Below are 15,719 nucleotides of genomic sequence, written 5' to 3'. Positions count from 1 at the left end.
GCGCTTACTAGAAGTGTATACCATTGCTCTCTCGTCATAAGTTCCGATTGCTTCACCGCATCCTTGCAGGCTGCTATCCGCTTAGGATTAACAGTGCCGATTACAGGCTGAATACGAGCGGGATGCTTCATTAACCAAGCTAGTACGATGGCTTCCGGTGTCGTTTCATTTTCTTCAGCTATTTGTTGTACGAGAGCAGCTGTTTTCAATTCTGACTCCGTTGCGTTCTCGGATACTCTTCCAGAAAATTTCCCCTGTGCCAGTGGCCCCCATGCTTGAATTTGTATATTTTCCATTTGCATCAATTCCATAAGACCTTCAGCAAAGTTGTCTTTTAAACCTGCCTTTTGGTTGACATGCACACCTTGATCGATGAAATCATGACGGAGTAGACTCATCTCCAGCTGATTTACGACAATAGGATCAGGCAGCGAGCGCTGCAGGAAACGAATTTGTCCCGGGCTCATATTGGATACGCCAAAGTTGCGGACCTTGCCGGATAATTTCAGCTTCGTAAAAGCTTCTGCAATTTCATCCGGCTCCATAAGCGGATCAGGGCGATGAAGCAGCAAAACATCTAAGTATTCTGTGCCAAGCCTCTCCAATATGCCATCGACAGACGATAAAATATGCTCTTGCGAGAAATTGAAGCGACCAGGTAAAATGCCATCGGATAGCTGAATGCCTACTTTGGATTGAATAACGAGCTGCTCGCGAAGCTTGGGCTGCTTTTTAAGAATTTGACCGAATACGGATTCTGCTTTGCCTCTTGTGTAAATGTCCGCATGATCATACATCGTAATTCCGATTGATAGCGCGGCTTCTATCGCTTCCTCTGCTTGCTTGATATGATCAGGTGTAATCGGGTCTGCAAGATCCCAGCTTCCGCCAAAACCCATACAGCCTAACACAAGACGGCTGTCGGATATTCCACGACGCTCTAAGGGCATCATTTTCATTCGTAATCAACCTCCAAAATTTATATTCACTCTGTGACGATTTCTATTATACCTTTCTATTTCTGTACATATAAGCACTGAAAAAAAGTTCACTAACTAACCTTAGGGCGTATACGGCATGAAAGCATCACTGTTTCATATGATAGATTGCAAGCGCTTCATATAGATGCTACATTACTAGTATTACATATCATTTGAGTAAGCGGATAAAAAAGCATATTTATTAATAGGAGGAATATCGTTTGGCACTCATTACTTGCAACTTTTTTTCTGAGGCACTGGGCCTCAGTACATCGATGACCGTTATTTTGCCGCAGCAGACGACATCGCAAATTGGTATGAATAATCGCAGCAGTCAGAAGCTTCATAAAACGTTATATTTACTGCATGGCTTATCTGATGATGATACCATTTGGATGCGCAGAACTTCTATCGAACGTTATGTAGCCGAGCAAGGTTTTGCGGTTGTCATGCCGAATGTGCATCAAAGCTTTTATACGGATATGGCATATGGCAATAAATATTGGACGTTTCTAACCGAAGAGCTTCCGGCCGTTGCTCGTTCTTTCTTCCCGCTATCTGATGCCCGTGAAGATAATTTTGTTGCTGGCTTATCGATGGGCGGTTATGGTGCATTCAAATGGGCGTTAAGGCATCCGGATCGTTTTGCCGCAGCTGGCAGCTTATCCGGCGCGCTGGATATGGCGGATATGGTGAAACGGAGCGAATTGACTGATCTGAAGCGTCTGTTCCATCTCATATATGGTGATAAAGAAATTAAAGGCACGGATGATGATTTGCTGCATCTTATAGCGGGGAGTGCCAAGCTGGATTCGGCGGCTAAGCCTCTGCTCTATCAGTGCTGTGGTACAGAGGATTTTCTATACAATGATAATATCGCCTTCCGTAATGCGAGCGAGAAGGCGAATTATCCTTTAACTTATGTTGAAGGCCCAGGCAATCATGAATGGAGCTATTGGGACACGCATATCCAGCATTTCTTAGATTGGCTGCCAAAACAAAACGAATAAGAAGGAAGCTATCATGCCGAGAGGCTGGTAGCTTTTTTTTATTCGAAGGGTTGCAAAATGTATCCGCTACCATTATGATTTGGTTAGGATTAATGTATGAGTGTAAGGATGAATAAATATGTTAATTCAACTTTTATCAAAGTCTATTTATTCTATTATATTGAAGCGAGGTCGATTCATTTGGCAAACCGTATAACCATTAACGCTGATTTGGCTGCAGGTACGATTAATCGCAATATTTATGGACATTTCTCTGAGCATTTGGGACGTTGTATTTATGAAGGGATATGGGTAGGCGAGGATTCTCCTATTCCGAACACTAACGGGATTCGCAATGATGTAGTCGCAGCGCTTAAGCAGCTGAAAATTCCAGTTCTTCGTTGGCCGGGCGGCTGCTTCGCGGACGAATATCATTGGAAGGATGGCATTGGACCGCGCGAGTCGCGCAAGCGGATGATCAACACCCACTGGGGCGGTGTTGTTGAGAACAATCATTTTGGCACGCATGAGTTTTTGATGCTGTGTGAAATGCTGGAATGCGAGCCTTACATATCAGGAAACGTGGGCAGCGGCACCGTTCAGGAAATGTCGGAGTGGGTAGAGTACATGACATTTGACGGCGTATCGCCAATGGCAGAACTGCGTACAGAAAACGGCAGGGAAAAGCCGTGGAACGTGAAATATTTTGGCGTCGGCAACGAGAACTGGGGCTGCGGCGGCAACATGCGTCCTGAATATTATGCGGATCTGTATCGCAGATATCAAACCTATGTGCGCAATTATGGCGATAACAAAATTCATAAGATCGCTTGTGGTCCAAACGTAGATGATTACCGCTGGATGGACGTTGTCATGCGGGAAGCGCATGGGATGATGGACGCGATATCGCTGCATTATTACACCATTCCGGGTGAGTTTTGGACACAAAAAGGTCCAGCAACAGGTTTCTCCGAGGATGAATGGTACGGTACATTAAAGAAAACCTTTTATATGGACGAGCTGATTACACGTCATTCGGCTATTATGGATCGTTATGATCCGAAGAAGCGAGTTGGCCTTATGGTTGATGAATGGGGTACGTGGTACGATGTGGAGCCGGGTACAAATCCAGGGTTCCTGTATCAGCAAAACACGATTCGTGATGCGCTGGTTGCTGGAATTACGCTTCATATTTTCCACGATCATTGTGACCGGGTACAAATGGCTAACATTGCTCAGGTGATCAATGTGCTGCAATCGGTCATTTTGACTGAGGGTGAGAAAATGGTGCTGACGCCAACGTATCACGTTTTTGATATGTATAAGGTGCATCAGGATGCAACGCTTCTTACCACGTCGATTGACAGTCAGGATTATGCGCACAATGACCAGAAGATTCCGCAAGTATCCGTATCTGCTTCGAAGGACGCGAGTGGCCGCATTCATGTAAGCTTGTGTAATTTGGACAATCAGTCCGAAGCGGATGTGGAGATTGATCTTCGCGGCCTAGCAGGCGCAGGGCTTAAGGTTTCGGGTACAGAGCTTACAGCCTCCATTAAGGATGCGCACAACACGTTTGAAAATCCGGAAGCTGTTGCGCCAACCGCATTTCAAGCTTTCACTGTTAATGGATCAAAAATTAGCGCGAAGCTCTCGCCAATGTCGGTAACAGTGCTAGAGCTGATCTCGGAATAGGGATACCACCAGCGATGAGCAGCAAAAATGCGTGCAAAGGCTGTCGTGATGATTACATTGTCACTGACGAGCAGATCGATCGGATTTTGGCGGCGCCGATGTTCCAGTCCGAAATTAGTGTGCCGGATGATGTGTACGAGCAGCGACTGCAGCAATGTAGAAACTGCCCCAAGTTTCAATATGGTACAACATGTATCGTATGCGGGTGTTTCGTACGTATTGCCGCCAAATATAAAGAACGTGCTTGTCCGAATCCTGGGGATAGCCGCTGGTCGAAATATGCATAAAAATATATGAATAAGGATCTTAGAGCTGCTCTCTGTCTATATAGAGAGCAGCTCTATTTATTTTTAAAAAGGAACGGCGGAAATTCATAACTTTTAACCTGATATTGCAAATACATTCCAAATTCATCTTTGTACAATAAAACTATCGATTGGATTGCTAAATGGTTATGCACATCTCTCATTACTATTCTATGTATATGGAAGGGACGATTTCATTGAAGAAATGTAAGCGTTTTATGTCGGCTGGTTTAATCATTTTATTGCTTGCTATGGCACTCCCAAGCTTTGCGTTTGCAGCGGATACGCCGGTGTTCGCACTCACCCAGGAGAAATCGGATAAAGATATTAGAATCGTCGTTACTGCGGATAAGCTAACCGATATGTACGCTTATGAGGTGAAGCTGTCATTTGATGCAAAGAAGCTTCGTTTTAAGAGTGCCAGCAGCAGCATTGCAGGATTCTCGATATCGCCGATCGTCGAAGGCAATCAAATTGTGTTTGCTGCGACGAAGATAGGGAACAAAGCAGGCGAGAATGGTAAAAGCGTATTATCCAGCTTTCTATTCGAGCCAATAGGAAATGGAGATACCGAGGTATTGCTCACGGATGCGAAGCTTGTAAAAAGCACCCTCGATTCCAGTACGCTGAAGCCTAATGTGAAGCTTACCGCAAACCTAGGAAATTCAGCGCTGTCATTCAAAGATATTGCGGAACACTGGGCAATCGCATCCATTGAGCGGGCTGTTCAGCTAGGGTTTGTTAATGGTTATACGGACGGAACCTTCAAACCAAATGCACAGGTTACCCGCGCGGAATTTGCAGCGATGCTCGTCCGAGCACTAGATTTGAAGGCTGATCTTGCAGCAGATGTATCGTTTAAAGATGCAGGCAGCATACCAAGCTGGGCTTCCGCTTTTGTTGGTACTGCAGTAAAAGCTGGCATTATAACAGGGTACGAGGACAATACGTTCCGCCCTAGCAAGCCAATTAATCGCGCGGAGATTGCGGTAATGGTCGTTAGAGCGCTCGAATGGAAGGTTGATCAGGCGAAAAAATCGTCGTTTGCAGATCGGAGCCAAATTCCAGCTTGGGCGGAGCCTTCTGTAGCGATGGCTGCTGAAGCGGGCATCATCAAAGGCAGAGGCGAAAATAAGTTTGCACCAAGCGCTAATGCGACTCGGGCTGAAGCCGTTACTCTCTTGCTTGCTTTGATTGACACAAAGCAATGAAAAAAACGATTCTAGTGATTATCGTTTTTTTGTCAGCTACGGTCTTGGGTTTGTTTTTCATATTAAATTCGGATCAAATGAGCGGCAATGCAGGGGATAAGCTGGATGCATCCGCGCTGGAGAGCGTATTAAGTGTGAATCAGGAGGCTGCTTTGCACCGCAAAGCGACTTCAGGAGTGAAGGCGCCTGCCTTTACGCTCAAGGATCTGAACGGAACAACCCACACCGTAGCGGGCGCAGAAGATAAACCGATTGTATTGCAGTTTTGGGCGAGCTGGTGTGAGGCATGCAGTGTTGAAGCTCCCACCTTAAAAAAGCTGCATGAGAGATATGAAGATAAGGTCGATTTCTATGGCGTCAATCTATCATCAGAAGAAAAACAAGCAAGCGCAATTAAAACGTTCATCGAGGAAAATGAATGGCGGTTTACGAATTTACTGGATGCCAATAAACGTGCCTCTTATTTATACGAGCTGCATGCGCTGCCAACCACATTTATTATCGACACGGACGGCACGGTACTGGATACGTTTCATTTGATAGATCCGATGGAGTTTGAGAGCAAGCTGGAAATGTTAACGGAGGGGAGGTGAGCTTGCATCATCTACTAGCAGCTGAATTGAAACGCAAGCTTAGCATGAGCTTGCGTTTGCAAGAACTAAGATTGAGGAGTGAAGCTGGATGCGGTTCAGTGCCAGGCTGAAATCAATGATTGTTTTGCCGCTCATTTTTTCAATGTATGTAAGCATCTTTCTGCCAGCAGTTCATGTAGAAGCTGCGACTGGAGCAGAGCCGGTTTTTTTCGAGGATCATTTCAATCGTTCCATCATTAATGAAAATTGGACGGTCATCGATGGAATATGGTCAACGGCAAATGGCAAAATGACGGGAGAAAGCGGATCGGGATCTAAAGCTTTGGTTAAGCAAACCGAAATACAAGATGGCACCATGGAGGCAGATATAAGCCTTGCCAGTCGAAACGGTGATGCGGGATTGCTTTTCCGAACGGTTAGCGCAGCGCCAGGGGCGGACAATGTGAAAGGTTATTACGCAGGCATTTCCGCCCAAGGAACGGGCAGCGTATTTCTAGGCCGTATGGACAACAAATGGACTGAGCTGAAGCGAACTTCGATAGCGATTAATCCTAATGTAGTTTATCACTTTAAAGTTAGCGTAGCCGGATCGCAAATTAAGTTTTATGTCGATGATAAGCTGGTGTTGGAACAATCGGATACGACCTATACGAAAGGTCAGGTCGGCGTAAGGCTTTACCAATCCCAGCCGACCTATGACAATCTCAAACTTTCAAATGATAAGGGGGAGCTCGCATTTACGGATTCATTTGATGCCCCAGCGGATGGGCTCACATTGCCGAGTTGGCATGCTGCTCAAGGCGAGTGGAAATTGCAATCGGGCGGGATAACCGTAAACGCTGGCGCAAATCAGGCTTTGCTCGTAAAGGATACGGTGTTCACCGATTTTACAGTGGAGACCGATATTAAGCTGCCGCTAGCTGCGGGTACAGCAGGACTTTTGTTTCGAACTAAGCAAAGCGGTGAGGGAAAGGTGCCCCAAGGTTATTTTGCAGGACTGCGAAATGATGGCAACTTGGTTCTTCGCCGGCTAACGGATAAGTGGACCGATCTGAAAGTCGTTAAGGCGCTGGATACGGTCACTGCGAACAAGTTTTACCAATTGAAGGTCGTAACCTATGGAAATGGCATCAAAATATATGTGGACGATATGCATAATTCCATTTTGGATTACACCGATGACAGTGAACAAAAGTTTACTTCAGGCGGCATTGGGGTATGGGCGGATGAGTCTGAGCCACTGTTTGACAATTTTATTGCAACAGATTATGCCGTACCGGCGGAGTCGTTCCAAGAGCTGGTCAAAAATAAAGATCCGCTTGTACAAACACCGTTTGTGCCGCTTCCGCTTGGATCGGTTAAAGCTGATGGTTGGCTGCTTAAGCAGTTAGAGCTAATGAAGGATGGTGCAACCGGATACGCAGAGGATTTATACGGAGAGCTCAGCACAAATTCGGAGTGGCTGGGTGGAACAGCGCCAGAATCGAACTGGGAACGTCCTATCTATTATGTGAAGGGATTGGTCGCGCTCGCTTATACGCTTGACGATCCGGAGCTGATTGCAAAGTCGCAAAAATGGGTCAATTGGATGTTGAACAGCCAGCGTGATGACGGCTTCTTCGGTCCTGCCAGCGACAATGATTGGTGGCCGCGCATGGTTGCTATTTATGTGCTCAAGGATTATTACGAGGCGACAAATGACAAGAGAGTGATTTCTTTTCTTACGAACTATTTTCATTACCAGCTGAACAATCTAGACCAGCGTCCGCTTAGGGATTGGGGACAAATCCGCAGCGGCGACAATATGAATGTCGTGCTCTGGCTGTACAACCGTACGGGAGATGAGTTTCTGCTGCAGCTCGCTGAGAAGCTGCATAAGCAAGGCGGTGATGAGACTGGCATTTTTACGAACGACCATTTTTTAACAGCCGCTAAGATTAATCCTGACAACTTTTACTCGCAGCATACAGTCAACGTCAATCAATCGATTAAAACCCCCTCTATTTATTATCAACTATCGAACAATGAAGCAGATAAGCTTGCATTTCAAGCAGGCGTAGAGCATCTGAATCAATCACATAATCAAATTACCGGCATGAATTCAGGAACAGAGATGCTCGCAGGGTTAGCTTCAACGCAAGGGGTTGAGCTTTGTGCCATTGTGGAGCGGGTACACAGCAACGCGGTTGCAGCCATGATTACCGGTAATCCCGCAATCGGAGATGCGCTGGAGAAAATTACTTTTAATTCGCTACCGGGTGCAATGAGCAAGGATATTAAAACCCATCAATACTATTCGCTGCCGAATCAAGTGCAAAGCGGCGTAACCGATCATGGCTTTAAGCAAAATTACGGAAATGGCACCGTTCAGTCGCCTTATTCGGGTTATCCTTGCTGTCGTTTCAATATGCATATGGGCTGGCCTTATTTTGTGAAGGACATGTGGGCGGGTACTTCGGATGGCGGGCTTGGCGTTATTGCCTATGGACCGAGCCGCGTATCAGCCAAAATCAATGGAGCGAATGTAACCGTTAAGGAAACGACGAACTATCCGTTCGAGGATCAAATTCGGTTTACGATTGAGGAAGCGTCCAAGAGTGTGCAATTCCCGCTGAAGCTGCGTATTCCGGAATGGACGGACAAAGCGGTTATTACGGTGAACGGACAGCCGCAAGAGGCAGCAGTATCCGGGCAATATTTTACGATTGATCGGCAATGGATAAAAGGCGATACTGTTGTTTTGACGCTGCCAATGGAGCTCAAAACGTCGACTTGGGTCAATAATTCAATTGGCATCGAACGAGGACCGCTCGTATTCTCTCTGAAAATCGATGAGAACTGGGTAGAGCAGTCTAATCCAGCGCCGCAAGTGAAGGCGCCTGGCTTCAAGGAATACAGCATCAATGCGCAGTCGCCTTGGAATTATGGTTTGCTGCTTGATCGCGACAACCCAGCAGAATCGATTCAGGTCATCGTATCCGATATGCCGGATAATCCGTTCATACAGGAGACTACCCCGATAAAGCTAATTGCGAAAGGGAAGAGAATCCCGTCATGGGGCAAAGCAGCTAACGGGGTATCAGCCGCAGAGCCGCCGGTGGGTCCAGTATATTCCGCAGAGCCTACGGAGGAAATTACGCTTGTTCCGTTTGGAGCGGAAAACCTGCGGGTTACTTATTTCCCTGAGGTGACTGAGGAAACGGGCATTCAACCTTATAAATACGAGGCGGAAAACGCCCAGCTGTTCAAGGCGTCGGCTCGCAGCAATAATGTGCATGCATCAGGCTCAAGCTACGTTGGCGGCATCGACTATGCCGACAGCTACGTTAACTTTAATCAGGTTGAGGTTCCAGCAGCAGGGACGTACAAAATGTTTATTTGGTACGCGCAGAATACGGGGAATTACCAGCCAGCTGCTGCGAAAATTATGGTTAATGAAGGCGAAGAGCAATCCATACAGCTCGCAGGGACAATTAATTGGGGCAGATTTATGGCTTCAAGTATCAATGTTGAGCTGAAGGAAGGGGTTAACTCGATCAAGTTTATGCGGGGTTCTGGACCAAATCCAGGCTTTTATGAGTTAGACTACATCGCATTGTCAGCAGTTAGTAAAGAAGCTGTTGAGCCTTCGGATCAAGGGACAGCTGTACTGACAGGTGCTGCAAATGTACCGAGCGGTGCTGATCTGAATCTTACCTTCGCGGTTCGAAATGTTACGGACAGCGTATATCAGAGTGTTTATGCACAGGACGTTACGGTAACATTTGATCCAAGCAAGCTCAGCTTCTCGGGTGCGACACCACTACGGGAAGGGCTGCAAGTGCTTGAGCCTAAAGAGCTTGAGCCGGGCAAAATTCGGATATTAGCCTTTGGAGAGGGGGCAGCCCTTTCGCCAAACGAAGACTGGCTGAAGTTGACTTTCCGAGCTGGCATAGCAGATGAAACGGTAAATACCTCTATAACGGTAACCGACGTTAAGCTTGCAAACGCAGAAGGGCAGGAGCTGCTGCTGCTTGAAGCTCAGCATCATCTTCAGATACAGGCAGCTCCGGGTGATAAGTCTGCACTGCTGGCGGCATTATCGCATGCGCAAGCTTTGTATGATGGAGCGGAAACAGGAACAGAACCGGGACAATATCCTCCTGCGATGAAGCAGCAGCTGCAATCGGCTATCAACAAAGCGAAGCTGGTTGCTGGTGACGAGAAGGCAACGAAAGCTGAAATTGCAGCCGCGATTACGAAGCTGAATGCTGCAGTAGAAGACTTCCTTGCCGGTGTCATCAAGCCAAGTAACGGTGACGTGAATCATGATAATAAAATTACAGTTGGCGATTTGGCAATTGTAGCATATTCGTATGGCAAATCCAGCAGCGATCCGAATTGGCAGCAGTTCCAAAAGGCAGATTTGAATCATGATGGCAAAGTGGATATTGAGGATCTTGCATTACTCGCTCGTTTGATTCTTGGCTAAACGGTACAAGGGGGAAGGCGCATCACTTCCTCCACTAGATTTGGGTATCGATACTATGAATCTTTGGAGGTTCCGTTCATGTTGAATATAAGAAAAACAATGAGTACGCTTGTGGCATTATCTATGATATTTAGTATAGTAGCTTCCGCAATCTCCTATGCACCCCGGGCTGCGGCAGCAGATGCAGGGGGAATGGCAGCTTCGCAGCAGCATGGGCTGATGGCTGAATATTTCACTGCGGGAGGGCCGCCCAATTTTGCTTTTGGAACCTTTAAAGGAGCTGGCTACGATTCGAATTTGGATATTTCCAATTTAGAGCCGGCCATCAAAATGTTTACAGGACAAGAAGATCGCGTCGGCATCAGATGGACGGGTTTCATTCAGCCTAAGCTCTCTGAGGACTACACCTTTTACATTACAGGTGATAATGGCTTCCGCCTTTGGGTTGATAATAAGCTTACGATCGACCACTGGATAGCGGACTGGGACAAAGAGCAAACTTCAAAGCCTGTCACTTTGGTTGCAGGTCAGAAATACAGCATTAAGCTGGAGTTGTTCGAAGACACGGGCGGCTCGAATGTTCACTTGCGCTGGTCTAGCAAGAGCTTAGCGAAGGAGGCAGTTCCAACAGAAGCGTTTTACTTGCCAGACGGTTTCGCGCTTGGAGGTATCGTGTCCGAGGATGGTCTGCAAGTTGAGCTGCCATTCCAAGAATCTTTGAAGCCAATCACTCCTGAATTTGTTAAGCATCTGAAATTGCGTATCGTGACGGGCGATTTGCCTATTCTGTCGGCAGCTTTGAAGGATGGGGACGATAAAGTCGTCACCGTACTGCTGAAAGATCCAATGTACTCTAAGGATGTAGGCAATGTTAAAGTAATCTACGATGGCAAAGGCGGACTGGAAACGGTGGCGGGAGCTGCTGTAGCTAGCTTCGATAAACCTGTCTACAATGGTTCGAAATATCAGATCATGTCCCCTTGGGCGGAGGATGTAGACAAAGAAAACGTTCTGCCTGAATACCCAAGACCTCAATTAGCGCGTGAAAAATGGATGAATTTGAATGGAGAATGGGAGTTCCAAGCAGCCCAGAAGGGAGAAGCTGTTCCTGTAGGCCAAGTGTTGAAGGAGAAAATTCTCGTTCCGTTTGCAGCAGAAGCAAAGCTTTCGGGCATTAACCGCGTGGAGGATCTCATGTGGTATAAGCGCTCCTTTACCGTTCCAGAGAACTGGAATGGTGATCGAGTGAAACTGAATTTCGGAGCGGTTGATTACTTGGYAACGGTGTATGTGAATGGACAATCGGTAGGCAGCCATAAGGGAGGTTATACCTCATTTAGCTTTGATATTACGGATTATCTTGTGCCGGGGGACAATGAGCTTATCGTGCATGTTCTGGATGAGACGGATATGGGGGCAGACCAAGCGGTTGGCAAGCAAACGGTCAAAAAACTCGGCGGAATTTGGTATACCTCCGTATCGGGTATATGGCAAACGGTGTGGCTTGAGCCTGTAGCAGCTGCACATATCGATAAACTCGATATGGCAACAGATATTCAAAACGGCATCTTGAAGCTGAAGGCAGCTGCTATCGGCGTTGAAGGACAAACGATTGAAGCGGTTGTTTTGGAAAATGGAAAAGTGGTGGGAACCGCAACAGGAGCAGCTGGAGCTGAGATTGCTGTGGCAGTTCCAAATGCACGGCTTTGGTCCCCAGATGATCCATATCTATATGATCTAAAGGTGTATCTGAAGGATGGAGCACAAACAGTAGATGAGGTTTCAAGCTATTTTGGCATGAGAGAGATTACGCTCGGCAAGGTAGACGGTATAACAAGGCCGCTAGTAAATGGGAAATTCGTCTTCCAGATGGGGCCGCTTGATCAAGGTTTTTGGCCGGACGGCATATACACGGCACCTACGGACGAAGCATTGAAATTTGATATTGAGGCGGTTAAACGCGTCGGCATGAATACGATTCGCAAGCATATTAAGGTAGAGCCCGCTCGCTGGTATTATTGGGCTGATAAGCTAGGCGTACTCGTATGGCAGGATATGCCGAGCCTTGAGGATCGTCAAGGAAATAAAGGGTCAGATATTACACAAGCAACGAAGACGCAGTGGTTTAAAGAATACAAAGAGATGGTCGATCAATTGCGCAGCGTTACATCGATCATTGTGTGGACGGTATTTAATGAAGGCTGGGGACAATTCGATCAAGGAGGCCAACTGACGAAGGATGCTACCAGCTATGTAAAAAGCCTTGATTCGACTAGGCTCGTTAACAGCACAAGCGGCTGGTGGGATGCTGGCGTCGGCGATTTGAATGATATTCATCGCTATCCTGATCCCGGCGCTCCGAATTACAGCGATACAAGGGCAGCTGTGCTTGGCGAATATGGCGGTTTAGGCTTGCATGTCCCAGGGCATGAATGGAGTCCGCTCGTATTCTCCTATCAATTAATGAATAGCAAAGAACAGCTGACTTCTACTTATATCGCTTACATCAATAGGCTGAAACAGCTGAAGGAATCAGGCCTGAGCGCAGCCATATACACACAAATTACAGATGTGGAATATGAAATTAACGGCTTATTGTCTTACGATCGCAAGGTTGAAAAAATGGATTTTGATCGAATTGCGACCGCGCACCGTGAGCTCATAGGCACAGCAACCAAAGGGGATTTGCTCGCTGAAATTGCCAGAGCAGAAGGCATGTTGAATCTCGCGAAAATGGGTGCAGGAGCCGGCGAATATGAGCAATCGACTGCTGACTCCTTTAAAGCTGTCATTGATTCAGCCCGCGAGACAGCTCAGAATGATGCTGCAATGCCTGCGCAAATTCAAACCGCCCTTAAATCTCTCCAAAGCGCGCGTGAGCAATTTTTTGTATCGGTGAAAGATCCCATTCCAGCGGGTTCTTCCGTTGATCCGTTTAATGAGGCGACGCTAGACAGTGCTTGGTCTGTCTTTAAGGCAGACAACTCCAAATGGTCGCTGACACGCAAACCAGGCTTTTTAAGCTTGGACACTTCACCAGGCGACACGTTCGGAAATTCAAATAACTTGCCGAACATATTTTTAAAGGATGCGCCAGCAGGCGACTTCGTCATTACAACAAAAGTGGAAGCTCCTGTACGCAAAAACTTCCAGCAAGCGGGACTGTTCATTTGGCAAAATGAGGACAATTACGTCAAGCTGGGCCATGTTTGGGATACGGAAGCAACAACTGGCAAAAGCCTCGAAACCGCATATGAGAAAAATGCGGTTTATGTTAAAGCGACAAACATGGTCAGCCATCCAGGTTACGATACGTCCTATTTGCAAATCAAAAAGGTAGGCAATGTCGTTTCTACTTTCTATTGGGATGGCAGCGCATGGAAACCTGCGGCAGACCCGATGACCGTTAATTTAAGCAATTTGAAAATCGGATTCTATGGCCTATCTTCGGGTGATAAAACTTCAATCCAAGCGAATTTTGATTATTTCTCGGTTGGTCCTGCTCAATTGTCGGATAAAACAGCGCTTCAAGCGGCAGTTGTATCTGCTGAAGCCAAACTTAACTCCGCTGTTGCAGGCACAGAACCCGGTCAATATCCGCAGTCAGCCAAAGATGCATTTGCTGCTTCAATCGCAACAGCTAAAGACGTATTGGCTCTTGCATCTGCAGACCAAGCGGCAGTAGATGCAGCGTTGGCGGCACTCGGCAAATCGGTTGCTGATTTCGCAGCTTCTGTTGTACCTCCTGCTGTGAAAGACGCGAGAGCTACGATTGCCGGAGCGGCACTGGTGAAAGCGGGTCAATCCTTCGATGCAACGGTTGGATTGTCAGGCGTAACGGAGGAGAAATATTCAAAGCTGTATGCGCAAATTTTAACAGTTAGCTTCGATGCTGCGAAATTAACGCTGACTGGCGCAACCTCCTTGCAGCAGGATTTCAGCATCCTTGAGCAAAAGGTTATCGAGCCCGGCAAGATGAGGATTGTAGCGGCAGGTCAAGGCAAAGGCATTGATGCCAATTCGGAATGGCTGAAGCTGAGCTTCTTGGCAGCTGTTACGGGGAGCACAGGCAATACAGCCATTCAAATTAGCGACTTTACGGTTGCAAATCACTTGGGAGAAGAGCTTGAAGCAAAATCAGCTTCCCATACGCTGCAAATTAGCTCCGTCGTTGATGTGACAGGCTTAAATCAGGCGATAGCCGCAGCGGAAGCGATTTATGATGGAGCGATAGTTGGTACACAGCCTGGTCAATATCCGGCAGCAGCAAAATCAGCGTTCGGTGATGCCATTGCAGCAGCGAAAGCCGTTGCCGTTAACCCGAATGCAAGCGAAGCGCAAGTGATCGCAGCTATTGCTCAGTTAAGTGCGGCAGTAACGACGTTCCAAGCATCTAAATTGTCAGGCGATATTAATAACGACAATAAGGTATCGATTGGCGACCTCGGCATCGTAGCAGCTGCATATGGCAAATCAAGCGCAGATCCGAATTGGTCGCAGTATAAGAAATCCGATCTAAATGCGGATGGCAAAATTGATATTGTGGATATCGCGATGCTTGCAAGATGGATTCTGGGGTAACATTTCGTTAGATTTTGCTTACAATAAAGAAGAGGGTGACCCGAAGCAACGGACTGCTTGGGTTCCCTCTTTTTTTGTCGGTTTCTGTGGGTTTAAGTTATTAATATGGATGCTGATAATACTGCTGGCCATACATTTGATTGTAATAGCCTTGGTTAGGCTGATATGCTTTATTGGACGGCAAGGTTTGGTTTGGCTGCAATGCTTGATTGGATTGCAACACTTGATTCGATTGCACGGGAGCTTGCTGCTGCATTGGAGCTTGATTAGGCTTTTGCATATTTTTGCTTTGGCCWTGTACGGGATTATAGCTGCAATTGCTCGGAGGTCCCAGAATAACGGTGTCTTTTAAAGGTGCTAACGCGTTTTCTAATTTTTCTTGATCTAAGCAGAAGGTATAAGCAAGGATGTTGGTTGGAGTTAATCTTAAAATATCGGAGCCAAAAATAACTTCTGGGATTGGCGCATCAAAGATGGCTAGCAGATGAGTATTATCGACGGTCGCCATTTCATAGTGCCACCAGCCTTGCGGAATGTTGACGACTTGAGCAGGCTGTACCAAGTAATGAAGGAACTCGTTCGTAAAAGGGTTCATAAGCGCGATTTCTGCTGATCCTGATATGCAATATACGAGCTCAGAGGCATTCTGATGGTAATGAGGCTCAACGACATTGCTTTTGCTAAGGTAGATATCGAGAAGCGACGAATTCCCTAACGTATTCAATTGCTTCACTGAAAGCAAGTTGATGTAGTTGTATGGATCTTTTTTGAAAAAAGTACTATTGTTCAAATCATAAGCAAATTCCGTTTGTGGAGACGTATAGTCCATATAAGAAGTCATTTGTAAATCCTGCCCCTCTTCCATTAGCTTGTTAAATGTTTACTGGGATAGGA

Annotated in this window: 9 protein-coding genes; 7 read left to right on the top strand and 2 right to left on the bottom strand. The window is 46.6% G+C overall.

The genetic code is table 11. The annotated features are described in order from the left end of the window. Positions 1-959, bottom strand: a 959-nt coding sequence (locus AB4Z17_RS24940) for an aldo/keto reductase (RefSeq protein WP_441962758.1), incomplete at its 3' end; no start/stop codon positions are given. A gap of 242 nt (positions 960-1,201) precedes the next feature. Here AB4Z17_RS24940 and AB4Z17_RS24935 point away from each other — a divergent pair. The 7 genes from AB4Z17_RS24935 (at position 1,202) to AB4Z17_RS24905 (ending at position 14,825) form a co-directional block, all read left to right on the top strand. Continuing rightward, positions 1,202-1,990 (top strand): alpha/beta hydrolase, encoded by a 789-nt coding sequence (locus AB4Z17_RS24935; RefSeq protein ID WP_441962756.1) that lies wholly within the window; start codon positions 1,202-1,204, stop codon positions 1,988-1,990. Between the two features lie 180 nt (positions 1,991-2,170). Continuing rightward, positions 2,171-3,664, top strand: coding sequence for an alpha-N-arabinofuranosidase (locus AB4Z17_RS24930; protein WP_441911136.1), 1,494 nt, complete (start codon positions 2,171-2,173; stop codon positions 3,662-3,664). A gap of 14 nt (positions 3,665-3,678) precedes the next feature. Then, entirely contained in the window at positions 3,679-3,951 is a 273-nt protein-coding gene (locus AB4Z17_RS24925) for a DUF6171 family protein (RefSeq protein ID WP_441911054.1), read from the top strand. A gap of 236 nt (positions 3,952-4,187) precedes the next feature. Beyond that, complete coding sequence (locus AB4Z17_RS24920) at positions 4,188-5,180, top strand: S-layer homology domain-containing protein (RefSeq protein ID WP_441962754.1); 993 nt, start codon at positions 4,188-4,190, stop codon at positions 5,178-5,180. A 14-nt stretch (positions 5,181-5,194) separates the two neighbouring features. Further along, the gene (locus AB4Z17_RS24915) at positions 5,195-5,773 is read left to right on the top strand and encodes a TlpA family protein disulfide reductase (RefSeq protein WP_441962752.1); all 579 of its coding nucleotides are present in this window, start codon (positions 5,195-5,197) and stop codon (positions 5,771-5,773) included. A gap of 88 nt (positions 5,774-5,861) precedes the next feature. After that, positions 5,862-10,244, top strand: coding sequence for a beta-L-arabinofuranosidase domain-containing protein (locus AB4Z17_RS24910; RefSeq protein WP_441962750.1), 4,383 nt, complete (start codon positions 5,862-5,864; stop codon positions 10,242-10,244). Between the two features lie 78 nt (positions 10,245-10,322). After that, complete coding sequence (locus tag AB4Z17_RS24905) at positions 10,323-14,825, top strand: sugar-binding domain-containing protein (RefSeq protein WP_441962748.1); 4,503 nt, start codon at positions 10,323-10,325, stop codon at positions 14,823-14,825. A gap of 100 nt (positions 14,826-14,925) precedes the next feature. Here the strand turns inward: AB4Z17_RS24905 and AB4Z17_RS24900 are convergent, their stop codons facing one another. Then, complete coding sequence (locus AB4Z17_RS24900) at positions 14,926-15,666, bottom strand: cupin domain-containing protein (protein WP_441962746.1); 741 nt, start codon at positions 15,664-15,666, stop codon at positions 14,926-14,928. Between the last annotated feature and the right edge of the window lie 53 nt (positions 15,667-15,719).

This window comes from Paenibacillus sp. TAF43_2 (genome assembly GCF_052113545.1).
Classification (GTDB): domain Bacteria; phylum Bacillota; class Bacilli; order Paenibacillales; family Paenibacillaceae; genus Pristimantibacillus.
The sequence above is the reverse complement of the archived record's forward strand: the minus strand, read 5'-3'. Positions and strand labels throughout refer to the sequence as shown.